The sequence below is a fragment of the Burkholderia sp. BCC1985 genome, assembly GCF_905339915.1.
Classification (GTDB): Bacteria; Pseudomonadota; Gammaproteobacteria; order Burkholderiales; family Burkholderiaceae; genus Burkholderia.
In genome coordinates this window covers 38,282-57,395 of record NZ_CAJPGY010000034.1, presented here as the reverse complement: position 1 = coordinate 57,395, position 19,114 = coordinate 38,282, and the positions used below count along the sequence as shown (strand labels likewise).

General features: G+C 61.5%; 15 protein-coding genes. 12 read left to right on the top strand and 3 right to left on the bottom strand.

The window, feature by feature from the left end; translation table 11 throughout:
* Positions 1 to 56 precede the first annotated feature (56 nt).
* The 3 genes from U4Z31_RS27660 to yjfF are packed head-to-tail and all read left to right on the top strand — an operon-like array spanning position 57 to position 3,732.
* The gene (locus U4Z31_RS27660) at positions 57 to 1,571 is read left to right on the top strand and encodes a sugar ABC transporter ATP-binding protein (protein ID WP_321811987.1); all 1,515 of its coding nucleotides are present in this window, start codon (positions 57 to 59) and stop codon (positions 1,569 to 1,571) included.
* Positions 1,568 to 2,608: an ABC transporter permease gene (locus U4Z31_RS27655; RefSeq protein WP_321811986.1), complete on the top strand. Its 1,041-nt coding sequence runs from the start codon at positions 1,568 to 1,570 to the stop codon at positions 2,606 to 2,608. The genes U4Z31_RS27660 and U4Z31_RS27655 overlap by 4 nt, the downstream gene beginning before the upstream one ends.
* Positions 2,605 to 3,732, top strand: a complete 1,128-nt coding sequence (gene yjfF, locus U4Z31_RS27650) for a galactofuranose ABC transporter, permease protein YjfF (protein WP_321811985.1) — start codon at positions 2,605 to 2,607, stop codon at positions 3,730 to 3,732. The genes U4Z31_RS27655 and yjfF overlap by 4 nt, the downstream gene beginning before the upstream one ends.
* 2 nt (positions 3,733 to 3,734) lie before the next feature.
* On the opposite strand, the gene U4Z31_RS27645 is transcribed toward yjfF, so the two are convergent.
* Both U4Z31_RS27645 and U4Z31_RS27640 read right to left on the bottom strand, forming a co-directional pair.
* Complete coding sequence (locus U4Z31_RS27645; RefSeq protein ID WP_321811984.1) at positions 3,735 to 3,899, bottom strand: hypothetical protein; 165 nt, start codon at positions 3,897 to 3,899, stop codon at positions 3,735 to 3,737.
* Between the two features lie 137 nt (positions 3,900 to 4,036).
* Positions 4,037 to 5,197 carry a porin gene (locus U4Z31_RS27640; RefSeq protein ID WP_321811983.1) on the bottom strand — a complete coding sequence of 387 codons (1,161 nt, stop codon included), beginning with the start codon at positions 5,195 to 5,197 and terminating at the stop codon, positions 4,037 to 4,039.
* Positions 5,198 to 6,847: 1,650 nt separating this feature from the next.
* Between U4Z31_RS27640 and U4Z31_RS27635 the strand changes: the two genes are divergently transcribed.
* Entirely contained in the window at positions 6,848 to 7,891 is a 1,044-nt protein-coding gene (locus U4Z31_RS27635; RefSeq protein WP_321811982.1) for a GlxA family transcriptional regulator, read from the top strand.
* Positions 7,892 to 7,959: 68 nt separating this feature from the next.
* Here U4Z31_RS27635 and U4Z31_RS27630 read toward each other — a convergent pair whose 3' ends face one another.
* On the bottom strand, positions 7,960 to 8,421 hold the full coding sequence (locus tag U4Z31_RS27630; protein WP_321811981.1) for a GDP-mannose mannosyl hydrolase: 462 nt from the start codon (positions 8,419 to 8,421) through the stop codon (positions 7,960 to 7,962).
* Between the two features lie 702 nt (positions 8,422 to 9,123).
* Between U4Z31_RS27630 and U4Z31_RS27625 the strand changes: the two genes are divergently transcribed.
* From U4Z31_RS27625 to gmd, 8 genes are all read left to right on the top strand, one after another.
* The gene (locus U4Z31_RS27625; RefSeq protein ID WP_044846981.1) at positions 9,124 to 9,381 is read left to right on the top strand and encodes a hypothetical protein; all 258 of its coding nucleotides are present in this window, start codon (positions 9,124 to 9,126) and stop codon (positions 9,379 to 9,381) included.
* A gap of 659 nt (positions 9,382 to 10,040) precedes the next feature.
* A complete protein-coding gene (locus U4Z31_RS27620) occupies positions 10,041 to 11,015 on the top strand; it encodes a GlxA family transcriptional regulator (protein ID WP_321811980.1) in 975 nt (324 codons plus the stop codon).
* 89 nt (positions 11,016 to 11,104) lie between these two features.
* Entirely contained in the window at positions 11,105 to 12,622 is a 1,518-nt protein-coding gene (locus tag U4Z31_RS27615) for a mannose-1-phosphate guanylyltransferase/mannose-6-phosphate isomerase (protein WP_321811979.1), read from the top strand.
* Positions 12,623 to 12,667: 45 nt separating this feature from the next.
* Positions 12,668 to 14,047 carry an undecaprenyl-phosphate glucose phosphotransferase gene (locus tag U4Z31_RS27610; RefSeq protein ID WP_124921554.1) on the top strand — a complete coding sequence of 460 codons (1,380 nt, stop codon included), beginning with the start codon at positions 12,668 to 12,670 and terminating at the stop codon, positions 14,045 to 14,047.
* A gap of 137 nt (positions 14,048 to 14,184) precedes the next feature.
* The gene (locus U4Z31_RS27605; protein ID WP_415750305.1) at positions 14,185 to 15,276 is read left to right on the top strand and encodes a polysaccharide biosynthesis/export family protein; all 1,092 of its coding nucleotides are present in this window, start codon (positions 14,185 to 14,187) and stop codon (positions 15,274 to 15,276) included.
* The gene (locus U4Z31_RS27600) at positions 15,273 to 15,713 is read left to right on the top strand and encodes a low molecular weight protein-tyrosine-phosphatase (RefSeq protein WP_321811978.1); all 441 of its coding nucleotides are present in this window, start codon (positions 15,273 to 15,275) and stop codon (positions 15,711 to 15,713) included. Before U4Z31_RS27605 ends, U4Z31_RS27600 begins: the two co-directional genes overlap by 4 nt.
* A gap of 2 nt (positions 15,714 to 15,715) precedes the next feature.
* A complete protein-coding gene (locus U4Z31_RS27595) occupies positions 15,716 to 17,929 on the top strand; it encodes a polysaccharide biosynthesis tyrosine autokinase (protein ID WP_321811977.1) in 2,214 nt (737 codons plus the stop codon).
* Between the two features lie 63 nt (positions 17,930 to 17,992).
* On the top strand, positions 17,993 to 19,111 hold the full coding sequence (gene gmd / locus U4Z31_RS27590; protein ID WP_321811976.1) for a GDP-mannose 4,6-dehydratase: 1,119 nt from the start codon (positions 17,993 to 17,995) through the stop codon (positions 19,109 to 19,111).
* The last annotated feature ends 3 nt before the right edge of the window (positions 19,112 to 19,114 follow it).

Sequence of the window (19,114 nt, the reverse complement as noted above, 5' to 3'; positions counted from 1 at the left end):
GCGGGCGGCGGCGCGTTCGCCGCCGTCCGGCCGCCGCTTCGAATCGAGGGCGATCCATGACGAGTCCGCCGGTGGTCGAGATGATCGGCATCGACAAGGCGTTTCCGGGTGTCCACGCGCTGCAGCGCGTGAACTTCCGGCTGTTTCCGGGCGAGATCCACGCGCTGATGGGCCAGAACGGCGCCGGCAAGTCGACGCTGATCAACGTGCTGACCGGCGTGCACGCGCACGACGCGGGCGAGATTCGCGTCGGCGGCGCGCCGGTGAGTTTCGCCGCGCCGCGCGAGGCCGAGGCGGCCGGGATCCAGACGCTGTACCAGGAAGTGAACCTGTGCGCGAACCTGTCGGTCGCGGAGAACATCTTCGCGGGCCGGCAGCCGATGCGGCGCGGCGCGATCGACTGGAAGACGATCCACGCGCGGGCACGCGATGCGCTCGCCGAGCTCGACCTGTCGCTCGACGTCACGCGTTCGCTCGACGCGTATCCGATCGCCGTGCAGCAGATGGTCGCGATCGCGCGGGCCGTGTCGGTCGACGCGCGCGTGCTGATACTCGACGAACCGACGTCGAGCCTCGACGACGGCGAGGTCGCGCGGCTGTTCGACGTGCTGCGTCGGCTGAAGGCGTCGGGCATCGCGATCCTGTTCGTCACGCACTTTCTCGAACAGACCTACGCGGTGTCCGACCGGATCACCGTGATGCGCAACGGCGAGCGCGAGGGCGAGTACCTCGCGCGCGACCTGCCGGTCGACCTGCTGGTCGCGAAGATGACCGGCCGCGAACCGATGTCCGGCACGCTGCAGGCGGGCGCGGCGGCCGTGCAGCGCGATGCCGATGCGGCCGCGCCGTTCCTGTCGATGCGGCAGGTCGGCCGGCGCGGGATGATGAGCCCGCTCGATCTCGACGTGCGGCCCGGCGAAATCGTCGGGCTGGCCGGGCTGCTCGGCTCGGGGCGCACGGAGACCGCGCGGCTCGCGTTCGCGGCCGAGCGCACCGACACCGGCGCGATCGAGATCGACGGCGCGCGCAAGCGGCTCGCGTCGCCGCACGACGCGGTCCGCAACGGGATCGCGTATTGCCCGGAGGATCGCAAGAAGGAGGGCATCGTCGCCGCGCTGTCGATCCGCGAGAACATCGTCCTCGCGCTACAGGCGCGGCGCGGCTGGTGGCGGCTGATCAGTCGTGCGCGCCAGCGCGAGCTCGCCGACACGTACATCGCGCGGCTCGGCATCAAGGCGCGCGACGCGGAGCAGCCGATCGGGCTGCTGTCGGGCGGCAACCAGCAGAAGGTGCTGCTCGCGCGCTGGCTCGCGACGGAGCCGAAGCTGCTGATCCTCGACGAGCCGACCCGCGGCATCGACGTCGCCGCGAAATTCGACATCATGGAGCGCGTGCTTGCGCTGTGCGCGCAAGGGCTCGCGATCCTGTTCATCTCGTCGGAGATCAGCGAAGTGGTGCGCGTGAGCCACCGGATCGCGGTGCTGCGCGACCGCCGCAAGGTCGCCGAACTGACCGGTGCCGACGCGTCGGAGGAACGCGTGTATCAACTGATTGCGGGAGGCCGGTCATGATGCGGCTCCGTGGATTGCTTCGTCATCCGCTCGTGTGGCCGGTGCTGACGCTTGCGCTGCTGTTCGCGCTCGACGTCGCGCATCGGCCGGGCTTCCTGTCGATCGCGCTGCTCGACGGTCACCTGTTCGGCGCGCCGGTCGACATCCTGAATCGCGCGGCGCCGCTCGTGATCGTGTCGCTCGGGATGACGCTCGTGATCGCGACGCGCGGGATCGACATCTCGGTCGGTGCGATCGTCGCGATCGCGGGCGCCGCCGCGGCGATCGTGCTCGACGGCGATCCGACGCGAGTCGGCACGGCGCTCGCCGCCGCGCTCGGCGTCGGCTTGCTCGCCGGCGCATGGAACGGCGTGCTCGTCGCGTTCGTCGGAATGCAGCCGATCATCGCGACGCTGATCCTGATGGTCGCCGGACGCGGCATCGCGCAGCTGCTGACCGGCGGGCAGATCATCCCGATCGGCGCGCCCGGCTACCTCGCACTCGGCGGCGGCTATCTCGCGGCCGTGCCGTGCGCGGTCTGGATCGCGCTCGCGACGATCGCGGCGAGCGCGCTGCTGGTGAACCGTACGGCGCTCGGCCTGTTCATCCGCGCGATCGGCGTGAACCCGGTCGCGACGCGGCTCGTGGGCTTGCGCGCGGGGGCGGTCGTGTTCGGCGTGTATCTGTGCTCCGGCGTGATGTCGGCGCTCGCCGGCATCCTCGCCAGCTCGAACGTGCGCAGCGCCGACGGCAACAACGCGGGGCTGCTGCTCGAGCTCGACGCGATCCTCGCGGTGACGCTCGGCGGCACGTCGCTGCTCGGCGGCCGCTTCAGCCTCGCCGGCTCCGTGCTCGGCGCGCTGATCATCCAGACGCTCACCTACACGACCTATTCGATCGGCGTGCCGCCGGAGGCGACGCTCGTCGTGAAGGCGATGGTCGTGATCGTCGTGACGCTGATCCAGTCGGACGCGGCGCGCGCGCTGGTCGTCCGGCACGCGTCGCGGCTGCTGCCTTCCGCGCGTTCGCGCGCCACCACCGGAGCGACGCCGCGATGAACCGATTCCTCGCACGGCTCGCCGACCCGCGCACGCTGCCGATCGTCGTGACGATCGTGCTGTTCGCCGCGCTGTTCGGCTTCGGATCCGTGATGTATACGGGTTTCTTCTCGATGCAGGTCCTGACCGGGCTGCTCGTCGACAACGCATTCCTGCTGATCGTCGCGATCGGGATGACGTTCGTGATCGTGTCGGGCGGCATCGACCTGTCGGTCGGCTCAGTCGTTGCGCTGACAACGATCTTCTGCGCGGTCGGCGCCGAACGATGGCACTGGCCCGTCTGGGCGATCGTGCCGCTCGTGCTCGTGTTCGGCGCGCTGTACGGTGCGGCGATGGGCGCGCTGATTCATTACTTCCGGCTGCAGCCGTTCATCGTCACGCTGGCCGGGATGTTTCTCGCGCGCGGCGCGTGCTTCCTGATCACGACGCAGTCGATCACGATCAACGAGCCGACCTTTCATGCGCTCGCGGGTATCAGCGTGCCGGTCGGTGGCGGGACGCTGAGCGCGGGCGCGCTGATCGCGCTCGCGACGCTGGCCGCCGCGATCTACGTCGCGCATTTCACGCGCTTCGGCCGCAACGTGTATGCGGTCGGCGGCAACGAGCGCTCGGCGCTGCTGATGGGGCTGCCGGTCGCGCGCACCAAGGTCGGCGTGTATGCGCTGAGCGGCTTCTGTTCGGCGCTCGGCGGCGTGGTGTTCACGCTGTACGTGCTGTCCGGCTACGGGCTGCAGGCGCAGGGCATGGAACTCGATGCGATCGCCGCGACCGTGATCGGCGGCACGCTGCTCACCGGCGGAGTTGGGTACGTGATCGGCTCGGTGTTCGGCGTCGGCATCCTCGGCACGATCCAGGTGCTGATCACGTTCGACGGCACGCTGAGCTCGTGGTGGACGCGGATCGTGATCGGCGCGCTGCTGTGCGTGTTCTGCCTGCTGCAGCGGATCATCGAGCGGCATGCGGCGCGGCGGCGGAGCGGCGGCACCGGGCTCGATCCGAAACGGCGCAAGCGGGAAGTCGCGCAGGACGCGTCAGCTGCGCCGGGTGACGATGCGGCGCTGGTGTCGACGATGCGGCGGGTGTGGCGGGTGTGGCGCTTCACGCCGTCGGCGGCGCGCCGGTGACGTTATGCAGATTCGGGTATATCCATATCTGGTTCGGCGTTGAACGGCGTATGTTTCGACGCATCGGCGATGCCGATGTGTTTCAGCAACGCGGTCAGCTGCTCGACCGCGTGCAGGTCCGGCGCATCGAGCGGCTCCCGTACCGCCTGCACGAACGCCGCATGCATGCTCGTCGAGTCATGCCACGATATCGGCAAGGCGGCCGTTGCCGGCGAGCACGGCCGGTTCGTCGAGCGCCGCGCCGGCCGGCCGTCACGAGTGTTTGGGGACGACCGCCGGACATGTCGGTGCCCCGAAGTGACGATCAGAACCGATGACGCAGCCCCAGATTGACGAGGGCCTGCTTTTTGGTGCCGTTGTAGCCGTATGAACCGATCGACGCCTGTGCCGGCACCGCACCGCCGGCACCGTCCCCGGTATTCCCGCTTGCATGCTGATAAGCGGCCGTCATGTAGACATCCGTACGCTTCGACAGGTTGTAATCGGCACCGACCGATGCCTGGTGGTAGTTCGCCGAGGTGTCGCCGCCCGACTTCGTGAAGCTGTAGCCGACCCCGACGAGCAGCGCCGCGGACGCCTGGTAGTTCAGGAAGCCTTGGGCGGTGTTGTAGTGTTCGTTCTTCGCGAACACCGATGCGCCGTCGCGTCGATACTGGGCGTTGCTGTAGCCGGCGCCCACGGTGAACGCACCGATCACGTACTGACCGGCCACCCGAGCGATGCCGATGGAATGGGCCGTCTGGTAGCCGGTATTGATCGCGCCGTCGAACGTGCCGTCCGACGTGCTCGACCATGTCGTGCGGTTTCCCGTGACGGGATTCGCGTTGGCTGCATAGAAGTAACCGCCGGCGAGACTCAGCGGACCGTTGGCGTACGACACGCCGGCCGAATACGACTGCTTCGAGCCGGTGCTGCCCGCGACACCGCCCAGCGAGTACATCGCCTCGAACTGGAGTCCGGCGATGACGGGCGACGTGTATTTGACCGCGTTGTCGACGCGGAAGCTGTTGTCGTAGTTGTCGACATCACCGGCGGTGGCGAACACGCTGCCGAAGTAGTTGTCGGCGGTAATCGGCTGCACGAGGTCGATCAGCGGATCGTATTGGCGACCGAGCGTGAGCGAGCCATACTGGTTGCTGGTCAACCCGACATAGGCCTGGCGGCCGAAAATGCGGCTGCCCTGACCGAGGCCGCCCGTACTCGGATTGAAACCGTTTTCCAGCTGGAAGATCGCCGCCAGGCCGCCGCCGAGATCTTCCGAACCCTTGAGCCCCCAACGACTGCCCGACAGATTGCCGGCGCTGCTGTTGCCGAGCGCCCAAAGGTTCTTGCCGCCATCGGCGTTGCGCACGTACGTGAACGACGTGTCGATCGTCCCGTAAAGCGTCACGCTCGACTGCGCGTGGGCTACGCCGCCCATCGCGACCGACGCGATCGCAAGGACAGGAAAAAATGCGTGTTTCATGGTCTCTCCTTTTTGCAAGCATGCCTGCGTTCAAATGAACGGAAGCAGACTACATCGAGAGATTTTTAGTGCGAAATTAAAATGGCGGGGTGTCTCCAAAAAATAACGGAGAGTGATGCATTTCGGTTCGTGCAGGCTGGTCGAATTGACGATGTCTTTGATCGAAGTCGAGTGTGCGGAGAGAAGGGAGGGTGATTTTTTTCGATGAATAAATGAGGGTGCAGCGGGGTAACATAGTCGTGATACGCCAATGATTTGATTTAATCGGACTTCATGGATTTTTTGGAGCGATTTTCGACTTTATTATTGGCGAGTCCGGGGCGAGCCGGCGCGGAGTCGGCACTCTCGTTCGTCGTGCGGCCTCATCGTCCGGGGTATGTGCCGACTCTTCGGGAAACCGTGCCGAGGCGTATCGAAAGATCCGGAGCGAGACGTGCGCGGAGTCGGACCGGCAAGGAAACCGCATCGAGTGATGGTGGTGCAGACACGCTCATTTCCGAGGCTGGGGTGCAGTGCATTCTGCATGCTTTGTCTACAGGCGCTGCGGTATTAACTCATGGTTGTTCCGCAAGCGACAGCATCCGGGAAGGAAGGCGTTTTCAAACTGGGTGCCACATCGGAAAATTCCGGTTATGGGCGTTGCAGACGCAGGAATCAATTGCCGGAAAATTCGAAGACGATGGCGAACCGATAATCGCTGCACGATGAGCGAGATCGATGTGCGGGTCGACCGTTCAATCGAATGGTGTATGTAAAGCCTGTTCGACGACGCTTCACAGCGAGAGCAATCATCGCGACCGAAGTCATGCCGGCAGGAATTCGATTCCCGAGCGTGATTGGTTGAGGCGAGCGCCGCCAAGCGTCGGATGTCAACGCGCACGTCGTACGATCACACCCGTGACAATTCGTTTTCCTTAGCGATTGGCAGGGCGATATCTCCGATTCGCAAGTTGCCGCATGCGCCTTCGTGCGATCGACGACCCGGCAAGCATCACGATCGTCCGGCGGCAGAGTCGCATGTTCCGGAAACCGATGGCCCAGGTGATGTGATGCGCGGGCCGTGGCGCACGTCGGGTTTGATGTTACGAAATATTCGGGCATTCCCAGTCGCGCGGATTTATCTGCCGAAATTCGGCTATCATCGGCAAATAATATTTCGAATGCATCTGGAAGAATTTACTTAATATAGGCAAACGTTAAAGCGCTTGCCATCTATGATTTTTTCGTATCGCGCTTGCATGGTAAAGCTTGCAAGGTAATATCCCCTCCCGCAGAGGGAGGCATTGCGCATATTTTTTTGTCTCATCCCCTCCAGCCGTCGAGGCGGCGGACAACGCGAACGCGTCGATTCCTTATGACCAATGCTGTAAGGATCTGTAAGGAACTGAACGCATGTTCTATTTCCGGAGTGAAACATGCACTGCTGGTTGTGTTGCAAAAATGTTTCGTCAATGATCTGGATCAAATCTCCATGACTTTGTGCCGTCACGTCAACTCCTATTCCTGATTATCAACAAATAATTGGTTCCATATCATCGCCTTGACTGATTCCGTCAACAATGAGGCGGGATCGGACACCGACGGATCGGCCGACGATTTAGCCGCATATGATGCGCTGCAGAAAATGCAAAAAATTGTTAAGAGGCCGAGATGATGCAAATAGCGCCGAACGAAACGACTACGGGGTTCAGAGTGAGTGGTGACCGGGGAAGAAGCGTCGGTCGTCGGCGGGACAGCGTCATCATCCTGCTGCTCGACGGATTTTCGATCATGCAAATGGGCCGGCTGGCCGCGGTATTCGAACTTGCAAATCAGCTCGAAGGCGTGAACGTCGCGTTTGCCGATCGCTATGAATTGCGGCTTTATTCCAGTCACGGCGGTGCCGTTCGTTCGTCGTCGGGTGTACAGATCTGGACGGAAGCGGCTCGTCCGCTCGATGCGAGCAGTGTGCAGGCCATGTTCGTGCTCGGTGGACAGGGGCGGGCAAGCGGCCTCGACGATGCGTTCATCAGCTGGTTGCAGCATGCCCATCAGCGCGCCCGCGTGGTCAAGGGCGACAATGCCGGCGCCGAAATGCTGACGGCGATTCGCCTGAACCAGAAAGTTCCGGAAGTCGTGCCACAGGCGGTGCTTGCCGTTGGCGGTACGGGCGAATCGGGGCCATCCGACGACGATGGCGAAGGCATGTTCGCGGCCGCGTTGTCGATCGTCGTGCGTGACGCCGGCTACGAAGTCGCGCAAGAGATCGTTTCGTACATGATGCCGGGGGCGAACCGGAAATTTGCGAGCGTCCTGTTCGGGGCGCAGGAGGCGCGAGCCAGTGAATTGATTCGCGCGGCCGCTCAGCATCTTCGGGCCAACAGTGCGAATCGCATCTCGATCGCCAATGCAGCGCAGGCCGCTGCGATGAGCGAGCGGAATTTCCTGCGGCGCTTCAAGAACGAAATCGGCGTGACGCCAACCGAATTCGTGCTGCGGGTGCGGCTCGAAAAGGCGTGCTCCATGCTGGTCGAGACGGATTTGCCCGCCGACAAGGTCGCGCGGCGGGTCGGTCTCGGCAGTGGAGACCGGCTGGCCAAGCTGTTCCGCCAGCATCTGTCGATGTCGCCGACGGAGTATCGCGCGGCCGCTCGGGACAGAATGTTCTCATCGGTTGGCGGCTCGGACATTCGCAACGGTACATCGTCGCTTTGATGCCCGCGCCGGGCTAACGACCGGCGTCGGGTAGTCGATTTGTCCGCCGGAGCAGCGTTCGCCCGATTTCAGGCGGACGTGCCGAAGTAGGTTCGCGTATTCGAATGGACCGTTTGATCGGCGACGATCTCGTCGGCGGTCGCCCATCGGTAGGCAGTGTGCTGGGCATTCGGCAGCGACACGAGGTCGAACGTGCCGCGGAGCTTGTATCCCATCACCACATAGTGCGTCGAGATGCCCGGTTCGCCGCCAAAGTTGTCTTCGTAGAGGTGATCGTAGATGCCGATCAGTTCGGCATCGGCACGCTCCAGACCGCTACATCCGAGTTCGTCGCGCGCGATGCGATTGAACGCATCGTCGAGACGCTCGTTCTTGCGAATCCGGCCGCCCGGCACGAACCAGAAACCCTGCGCGGGACGATTGACACGGTGACCGAGTAGATACGCGCCATCGCCGTTCGAGATGATCAGGTCGATCGCAACGAGCGGGGTTGCGTCGACGACGCGCAAGAAAGTGTCCAGCGGAAGCATGGCGGATGGGCTCCTGGAAGTCTGTCGAAGTGCACCGGCATCGTTGCGCGTTCGAGGCGACTCGGTCACGACGATGACATGCCGGCTTCGTCGATGAGCGAACGTTGGATGTCCGTCTGCACGCATCTCATCATGGCCAGTCGAGATTGCGCTCGTCGGCCAAAACACCGAAGCAATCCGCCAATTGCAGGAAGCAAATCGGGCGTGACGACGCAATGCCCGTCGAGAAACGTGTGCGCGTGCATCAATACATTTTCATTCGGCCATGATCGTGGTCGAAGCCGCCATCTCGTTTTGAAACGGTCGATTCGACGTTACGCTTTTGTCTGGCCTTTCGAGGAGACGCGTTCACCCCGGAACTCTCCTCGGAATTTTGCCTGCGTGCCGTGTGGCACGCAGGCCTTTTTATTCATCACGGGTCGAGCTGCACGTACGGTGAATGTCAGTCGCCGTCGTTCGAGTCGTGGATCCGCAAGACGATCCGTGTGGCCTGGCTTCGAACATTGCGAAGCAGTGCGAACATTGTTGCACGCGCGTGGTGCTTCGCGTCGGCGCCGCCCGGAGGAAACGTACGGTAACCGGTTGGCGGAATCGTCGGATCAATTGTCATGTCCGGCATGCTGCATTGCAATGTACGCTATCGGCATCGAACCGCGCGCCATCTGATGCGCGGTATCTCGCCGAAAACGGAGCATCGCCGCCATGAACGTCGCGCTTCTTATCTTCTCGAGGATTTGCTTCGTCTGGATTCTCGTCTACCTCGTCTTCAGCACCGCGTCGGGTCTTTGGGCCGGCGCACGACATGGCCAGGGGCTGCTGCTGCTTGAATTTCAGTCGCGCCGGGCCCGCGGCTCGCGTGAGGTGGCGCGAGCTCGAATCTTGAAAAGGATGGCGCTGTCGGCGCTGTTCGCGCTACCCGTGGCGATTGCATCGCTCGTCGCGAGCGCGGTGATGTCGTAAACGCCCGGCTCGCGTGTGCGTCGTCATGCGGCTGGAGCGAGTACCGGCCGGCTCGAACTCGAAAAATACAAGGAACTGAAGGGGCGGCGGATTGGTGCATCGCGTCGTCAGCGCGTTTCGCCAGGCGCCGGGCTGGCGGATCCGGGCTAATCGGCTATGCGCGGCACCCGTGGCCGAATACGACGCATCGATGCAGGCTGATCGTCAACGATGCCGATCGCGTTGCGCCACCGTACTGTCGAGTTCCAGGGCCGAATCGACTGCTCCACGACGATGCCCGCCTGCACATGATCATGTCGCAACACATTGCTTGCTGTCGAAGTTCATGCACGAAGGTACCGCGCATCTGGCCGAACGCCTGACCGCCCGTGGGGCGCACCACGACGCTTCGATCACCGAACGACTGCCGTCGGATATCACTCGCTCGTCATGCGAGCGCCGCTGTTTCTGCAAGCTCTTCGTCATCCGTTTCGCGGCGGCGAGGTAGTCGAAAAACGCCAACATTTGGCCGATCAGGGAATTCCCGCAGACTAATCCGACGACTGTTTGTTCGAATCGGCCAGTGTTTAAACGCCATTCGGCGCCCTCGGTATGATGCGTCGCAACGGAGTAAAAAACGACGACCGAAGTTGATTGGACTGATTGTCCGAGAGCACGCCATGACGCACACGAGTGTCGATCATTCGGGAGATGAAGCGGCAGCAGATGTTGGGGGAAAGCGGTCACGCAGGAATCGGGATATCGGCGTTGTCGTCTTCGACGGGTTCTCGTTGTTTGCGGCGGGCGCGGTATTCGAGGTGTTCGAAGTAGCCAATGAAATCTATGCGCCGCGCGCGACAGGGCTTCCGCTATACGACATTCGCTTCTATTCGTCGAAAGGTGGAAACATCGTCTGGTCGTCGGCCATCAGCGTGCGGACATTCGCATGCGATGCGGGCTCGGCGCACGCATTCGATGCGCTCTTCGTCGCGGGTGGCGAAGGTGCGAGGCGCGCGTCGCGCGACGCCCGGGTGATCGACTGGTTGCGGATCGTGCTGCCGAAGGCGGGCATGGTCGAGACGATCGGCGAAGGCAGGATGTTGATCGATGCGGCGCTGAATGGCTCGCACGTGATCGACGCAGTGGATGCGGTGCGCGTGGGTCGCGGCGGCTACGAGCCGGCAAGAGCCGCATTGGCGCTCATCGAACGTGACCTGGGTGGCGACGCGGTGCGAGGCATTGCGGCGCGGCTCGCGCTGAGCGACGCATTCGAGCCGGCCGAGCAGGAGGGTGAAGTGCGCAATGGCACGCCTGCCGATCGGATCCGCGCGACGGCGAGCTGGTTGCGCAAGAACTGTGGAAGAGCCATATCCGTCAGCGATGCAGTGCGGGTTGCTGCAATGAGTGAACGGAACTTCCTGCGGCATTTCAAGCAGGAAATCGGCGTGACGCCGTCCGAATTTCTGCTGCGGGTTCGCCTGGAGCGCACGGTGCAGATGTTGATGGAAACCGACTTTCCGATCGGCACGATCGCGCGGCAATGCGGGTGGGGGAACGGTGATCGACTGGCCAAAATTTTTCGGCGACACCTCGACGTGACACCCTCGGAATACCGGTTCCAGGCACGCTCGAGCCAGACGGAACTGGAGTTGTAGAGAAGGCTGGATAGGCTTCGGCGAAGGGACGGAGCTCATTCCCGGATTTTCAGATCGAATTATTGCCTGAGAGAATAGGAGTGCAGATTATGTCGGCATCCATCGAAACAGAGCGCGGCGAAACAGGACCGGTCGGCTCCGGTCGCGGCGACGCAGTCGACGTGAAGGTCAGCGTCGCGCCCGTCGTTCTCGCGGGCGGATCGGGGTCGCGCTTGTGGCCCATGTCGCGCGAACAGTATCCGAAGCAGTTGATCGGCGTACTGGGTGCGGATTCTCTGCTGCAGGCAACCGTCCAGCGCATGACGGGTTTTTCGATCGAGGAAGGCGATGTGTCGGCGCCCATCGTCGTTTGCGGCGACGAGCATCGTTTCGTCACGGCGGAGCAGCTCCGGGCCAGCGGCCTCGATGCCCGCGTCATCGTCGAGCCGGCCCGGCGCGATACGGCGCCCGCACTGACGCTGGCGGTCGCTGCCGCCAGTGCGGACGGGAAGGACGCGATCGTCGTCGCGATGCCGGCCGATCACGCCATTGCCGATACCGCCGCGTTTCATCGCGCGATCGCACTCGCGGTGGAGCACGCGCGGCGCGGCGCGATCGCGACGCTTGGCGTGCCGCCGACCCGGCCCGATTCGGGGTTCGGCTACATCAAGATCGGCGAGGCCCTTGGTGCCGGTGCGCACCGCATCGAGCGATTCGTCGAGAAGCCGGCCGCCGAACTCGCGGCGCAGTACGTCGAATCGGGCTCGTACTGGTGGAACAGCGGAATTTTCGTCGTGCGCGCGAGCGTCTGGCTCGACACGTTGCGCACGCTCCAGCCCGATATGCACGCCGCATGCCTCGCGGCACATGTGGACGGCAAGCACGATGGTCCTTTCTTCCGGCCGCATGAGGATGCCTTTCTCAAGTCGCCGTCTGATTCGATCGACTACGCGGTGATGGAACGCCTCGTGTCCGACACGAGCCTGGTGGACGGCGTGGTCGTGCCGCTCGATGCGGGCTGGTCGGATCTCGGCTCGTGGGATGCGGTTTGGGAGGCGCTCGACAAGGATGCGGACGGCAACGTCGGGCGCGGCAAGGTCGTGTTCGAAGGTGCGACGTCGAGCTTCGTGCATTCGGAAGGGCGGCTCGTTGCATGTGTCGGCATGACCAATGCGGTGGTGGTCGAAACCGCCGACGCGGTGCTGGTGGCGGATCGCTCGCGCGTCCAGGACGTGAAGGGCCTCGTGAACCGGATCCGCGCGCAACAGGCGCCGGAAGCCGACACGCACCGGAAGGTGCGCCGCCCGTGGGGCTACTACGACTCGATCGATCACGGCGCCCGATTCCAGGTGAAGCGCATCGTCGTGCATCCGGGCGGACGGTTGTCGCTCCAGCTGCACCACCACCGTGCCGAGCACTGGATCGTCGTGAGCGGAACTGCGCTCGTTACCCGCGGCGACGAGCAATTCATGCTCGGCGAAAACGAGTCCACCTTCATTCCGCTTGGTGTGACGCATCGGCTCGAGAACCCGGGAAAGTTGCCGCTCGAGCTCATCGAAGTGCAATCGGGATCGTATCTCGGCGAGGACGACATCGTGCGGTTCGACGATACGTACGGGCGTGCGTGATGCCCCGATTCGACTGTGATCGTTGGCGTCAGACGGGAGATTGAAATGTTCGGTCTACAAGGCTTGATGGCTCGACTCGTGGATATCGCGTTGATCGTCGCCGGCTCGTTGCTTGCGTCGCAATTTCGCTATCAGACGGTTTCCGAGGGGCACTTCGACAGCGCACTCGTCACGTTCGCGATCGCGTTCACGCTGGTGCTGTTTCCGGTATTCGGCGTGTACGAATCGTGGCGGGGACGGTCGATGCTGAGGTTGAGCGGGAAGATCTCGCTCGCGTGGCTCGTCGTTCAGGCGTGCGGGATCGTGTTGATGTTCTCGCTCCATCGCTCGGACGTGATTTCCAGGCTGTGGTTCGTGTACTGGACCGCGATGACGGGAGGCGCACTGATCGCGTCGCGAATCGGCACGCATCTGTTTTTGCGCAGTGTTCGTCATGCGGGCATCAACCTGCGCAGTGTCGCGGTTGTAGGACACGCTCAGCACTGCCAACAGGTGGTTCGAAACATCGAGGAGTCGCCGGCGAGCGGATTTCGGCCGGCGGCTGTATTCGACCTGCGCCCCGTTACCGCGAATGCTTCGCATCGCTTGCCGGTATTCACGGAGCTCGATGCGTTCGCGCAGTTCGTCCGGGAGAACGGTGTCCAGGAAATCTGGCTCGCGCTGCCTTTGTCGGAGGAGGCGACCGTTCTGCGGTTCGTCAATACGTTCGGCGACGATCTCGTGAACATCCGCTTCATTCCCGACGTGCGCAGCGTCGCGCTGTTCGACGGCGCGATGATCGACCTCATCGGCGCGCCGGCGATCAATCTCGTGGCGTCGCCGCTGCCGCGTCATGCAATGTGGCAGAAGGAGGTGTTCGATCGCCTGTTCGCCGCAGTCGCGCTGGTGGCGCTGCTGCCGCTGATGGTGCTGATCGCCATCGCGGTGAAGTTGTCGTCGCGCGGGCCGGTGTTCTTCAAGCAATACCGCAAGGGTGCGGACGGGCGCAAGTTCCAGATCCTGAAGTTCCGCACGATGCGCGTGCACGCCGAACAGGCTGGCGTGGTCACGCAGGCGACGAAGAGCGACTCGCGCATCACCCGTGTCGGACGCTTTCTCAGGCGAACCAGTCTCGACGAGCTGCCGCAGTTTCTTAACGTGCTGCGCGGGGAGATGTCGGTGGTCGGGCCGAGGCCGCATGCGATCGAGCACGATCGGCTTTATCAGAAAGTCGTCGACGGGTACATCCATCGTTATCGGATCAAGCCGGGGATTACTGGTTGGGCCCAGGTGAACGGGTATCGCGGGGAAACCGATCGTCTCGAGAAGATGCAGAAGCGTGTCGAGTATGACCTTTATTACCTGCGGAACTGGTCGTTCGCGCTGGATATGCGGATCGTGTTGGCGACGGTGGCGAAGGGGTTGGTGAATGCGAATGCTTACTGAGCGGGTTTCGACGTCGTGATTTGTCGCATCTCTAAACATAAACCGGGGAAGACGAGATGAGATGTATTTGGGATCGGCGCGAAAGCCGGGCAGCGGAATTTCGCCGTCATGGCGCCCGAATCGTGATCGGTGCAACGATGAGCGCGGTGCTGTCGGCGTGTGCTGTGGCGCCGGGTATGCGTATGTCGTCGCAAGCGACATTGCCGGTGACGAGCGGCGACGAGCAGACGCCAAAGCAGGAACTCCAGGTTCCGATTACCGACATCAACATGGGGTTGATTCGGCAACTGCGCGATGAAGGACAGAAGGCTGACGAAACACAATTTCGCTCGCTAATCGGAAAACCTCAAGCCTACACGCTTGGCGTTGGCGACGTACTGCAGATAACCGTCTGGGATCACCCTGAACTTGCCGCGGCGCAGGGTGGCCAGCAATCGACGAACTCTCGACCTTCCGACCCAGTTCAGGGTTTTGTCGTCGACGAGAACGGCAACGTCCAAGTGCCTTATGCGGGCGACGTTCATGTCGCGGGTATGCGCATCGATCAGGCACAGCGCGCCATCCACACCGCGTTGCAGCGTGTGTTCGTGAAGCCGCAGGTCACGATACGTGTTTCGTCGTATCGGGCAAAGCAGGTTTACGTCGACGGAGAAGTACATACCCCCGGAGCCGTGCCCATCAACGACGTGCCGATGACACTGAATGAGGCGATAAATCGTGCAGGCGGCTTCAGCCAAACGGCTGACCAGAGTCGGATGGTCGTAGTTCGGAACGGTACGTCGTATCGATTGGACCTTACGCAGATGCTCGGGCGAAACGTCAACCCGTCGGACATCCTTCTGCGAAATGGAGATCTGCTGCGTGTCGTCTCGCGTGAAGACAGCGGTGTCTTCGTCATGGGCGAAGTCAACAAACCTATCACTGCGCTGCCCTTGAGAAACGGACGACTCACACTGAGTGACGCGCTCTCACAGGCAGGCAGCGTTAACAGCGCGAGTGCGGACGCGGCCCAGATGTATGTGATTCGAGGTGCGTCCGAAGCGAAGCCCCAGGTATTCCACCTCAATGCACGCTCGCCTGTCGCAATGGTGCTCGCGAACCAGTTCGAACTTCAGCCGAAGGACGTTGTGTACGTTGATGGCAATGGACTGGTACGTTTCAGTCGCGTGCTTAGCCTCCTGCTGCCCGCGATCAATGCAGGTTTGACTGGTGCTGTTTTGGCGAAATGATCGACAACATTCTCGTCGTGTGCGAAGGGAACATCTGCCGGAGTCCGATGGCGCAGGCGCTGCTCGCTCGGGCGCTGCCTTCGGCTCGTGTTCAGTCAGCGGGATGCGCGGCGCTTGTCGGCCGGAGCGCGGACCCAACGGCAATCGAATTGATGTCCGAGCGCGGTATCGACCTTGGGGAACACATCGCGATGGATTTGAATCTGCAGCACATGCGTTCAGCGGATTTGATTCTTACGATGACGGAGAGCCAGCGAAAAAGAATTGAGGCCAGTTATCCGTTTTCGAAAGGACGTGTATTTCGTATTGGAGAGTTCGAGAAGATCGATGTTATCGATCCATACCGACGAGGACGATCGGTATTCGAATTGGCTCTGGATCAAATCGACCAGAGTATGAAGAGATGGGTCGAAAAAATGAATCGGATCAAGAACTGACTATGGAATCCGTAAATAAATCAAGGATCATCGATGTGCACGAAGGTGACGAGATTCACCTTTCCGACTATATCGCCGTTGTTGCAGAAAGCTGGAAACTTATTGTCGCGATTGCCGCGCTCGTGCTGCTGATTGGCACGCTCTACGCATTCTCGGCAACACCAGCCTATCGTGCAGACGCGATGATTCAAGTCGAGGACAGTGCAAGCTCCACAAAGAATGCGCTTGGAGAGTTGGCATCGATTTTTGATACGAAGCAGACCGCCGATGCGGAGATCGAGTTGATTCGATCGCGCCTCGTAGTCGGTCATACGGTGGAGGCACTCCATCTCGACATCTCGGCCCAGCCCCGCTATTTCCCGTTGATTGGAGCCACGGCGGCTCGCATGGCTGGGAGCAAGACATTGGCCACGCCGTGGTTCGGCTTGGCGCGCTTCGCATGGGGCGGAGAGAAGATCGAAGTTACCAAGTTTGACGTTCCGAAGGAGCGGTATGGGGCGAAGTACGAGTTGGTAGCAGAGGAGGGAAACAACTACGAGTTGGTGGATCCAGAGGGCAATGCGGTCTTGAAGGGTACGGTTGGCCAGGTAGCGCGCGGCCGTGACCAGTACGGTCCAGTAGAACTGACCGTTGCGTACCTTCGCGCTCGTCCGCATACGGAGTTCCAACTCAGTCGCGCGTCAACACAGGCGACGATCTCGCAGCTTCAGGGGGATCTGGTCATTGCGGAGAAGGCCAAGCAATCCGGTGTGATCGGCGTGTCGTTGGATGGCGCCAATAGTGCGCGGACTGCCGAGATTCTCAATACGCTCGCGTCTGCGTATGTGCAACAAAACATCGACCGAAAATCGGCCGAAGCGGAACATACCCTGGCCTTCCTTGATCAGCAGCTTCCGCAGTTGCGCAAGCAACTTGATCAGTCCGAGGACCGATACAACGCATTTCGTAACGCGAAGGGCACCGTCGATCTCACCGAAGAAAGCCGACTATTGCTGCAGCAAATCGTCGACGGAAAGACCAAGCTCGTTGATCTGGAGCAGCAACGTGTTGAAATGGCACAACGCTTCACCGGTCAGCATCCGGCGGTTGCCGCGTTGTCGGCCCAGATTGCGGCCCTCGATGCGCAGCAGGAACAGTTGAACAAGCGAGTGCTGAAGCTTCCGGACACCGAGCAGTCTGCATTGCGCCTGCTACGCGACGTTCGCGTAAATACTGAGCTGTATATGAACTTGCTGGATAGCGCTCAGCAACTGCGCATCGTCAAGGCTGGTCAGGTAGGTAACGTTCGCGTGGTGGACTTTGCCGTGGTGACCGACAAGCCAGTGAAACCGAAACGGTCGCTCATCATAACGATTGCCGCATTGTTCGGGCTGATCATCGGTACGGCGACAGCATTTGCAAAACATACACTGTTCGGCGGATTAAAGCACAGCGACGAAATCGAAAGAGTAATTGAGCTTCCGGTCTACGCCACTATCCCTCATAGCCAAGCGCAGAACAACCTTCAGCAGGCGATGGATCGCGGTCGACCTGGTCCGCATGTACTGGCGTCGCTCGATTCAGAAGACCTTGCTGTCGAAGGTATTCGCAGCTTACGCACGGCGCTGCAGTTCGCGTTGCTCGATGCTTCAAACAATGTGATCGTCATTACCGGCCCTCGTCCGGAAGTCGGTAAGTCGTTCGTTTCAGTGAACCTTTCGGCTGTGCTCGCTAGTAGCGGCAAGCGCGTGCTGCTGATCGATGCAGATATGCGGCGTGGCAACGTTCACTCATACCTCGGTGTGTCGAAACAACCGGGATTGTCGGACGTAATCACGGGCTTACACCTCGACAGGGCTATTCAGCGGGACGTCGTGACAGGCGTCGATCTGCTTCCGAAGGGTTCGTTGCCGCCTAATCCGGCCGAGTTGCTGATGAGCGACCGATTCAAGGCGCTCCTCGACGAAGTATCGCAACACTACGACCTTGTCATCGTCGATACCCCACCCGTGCTGGCGGTCACCGACTCGACGGTGATCGGACGGTATGCCGGTGCGACGCTACTCGTCGTTCGTCATGGACAGCACCCTCGCGCGGAACTGATTGAATGCGCAAACCGCTTGCGTGGTGGCGGCGTGGCGCTAAAGGGTGCGTTGTTGACCGACGTACCACGGCATCGATTCGGTTACGGCAGCTATTACTCCGGGTATTACGGATACGAAAGCGTTTCAGAGTAAACAACATCGCGGAATGTGTTTGAAATCGACACATGCGGCACGTCCAATTGGGAGTATCGGATCATGAATCGTAAAGTTGCTTTAATTACCGGCGTGACAGGGCAAGACGGCTCGTATCTTGCAGAGCTGCTATTGAACAAGGGTTATGAAGTGCATGGCATCAAGCGTCGCGCTTCACTCTTCAATACCGACCGGATCGATCATCTCTATCAAGACCCGCATGTATCCGACCGGCGCTTCGTGCTGCATCATGGTGACTTGACCGATTCGACGAGCCTCGTGCGCATTATCCAGCGTGTGCAGCCGGACGAGATTTATAACCTCGCCGCTCAGAGTCACGTCGCCGTTTCGTTCGAGGAACCGGAATATACGGCGAATGCCGACGGTATCGGCGCGCTGCGGATCCTCGAAGCAATCCGGATTCTCGGGCTCGAGAAGAAGACCCGCTTCTATCAGGCATCGACGTCGGAGCTTTACGGTCTCGTGCAGGAGATTCCGCAGAAGGAGACGACGCCCTTCTACCCGCGCAGCCCGTATGCGGTCGCGAAGATGTATGCGTACTGGATCACCGTCAACTACCGAGAGGCATACGGTATCTACGCGTGCAACGGCATCCTGTTCAACCACGAATCGCCAGTGCGCGGCGAGACCTTCGTGACGCGCAAGGTCACGCGTGCGATCGCACGTATTGCAGCCGGCCTGCAGGATTGCTTGTACCTCGGAAACATGTCGGCGTTGCGCGACTGGGGCCACGCGCGCGACTACGTCGAAATGCAGTGGATGATGCTGCAACAGGAGCAGCCAGAAGACTTCGTTATCGCGACGGGCGTGCAGTACAGCGTACGCGAATTTGTCGGGCACGCTGCTGCTGAACTCGGCATTACCGTGCGATTCGAGGGTGAAGGCGTCAGCGAGGTGGGTATCGTCGAAAAGGTGGAAGGCTCGGAGGCGAAAGTGACGCCTGGCACTGTGATCGTCCGTGTCGATCCGCGCTACTTCCGTCCGACTGAAGTCGAGACGTTGCTGGGCGATCCGACCAAAGCGCACGAACGACTGGGCTGGAAGCCGACAACGTCGTTCGAATCATTGGTTACCGAAATGGTCCGAGCGGACTATCAGGTGGCAAAGCGCGATGCGCTCGTGAACCTCGCCGGTTTCAAGACCTTCGAATACAACGAGTGAGCG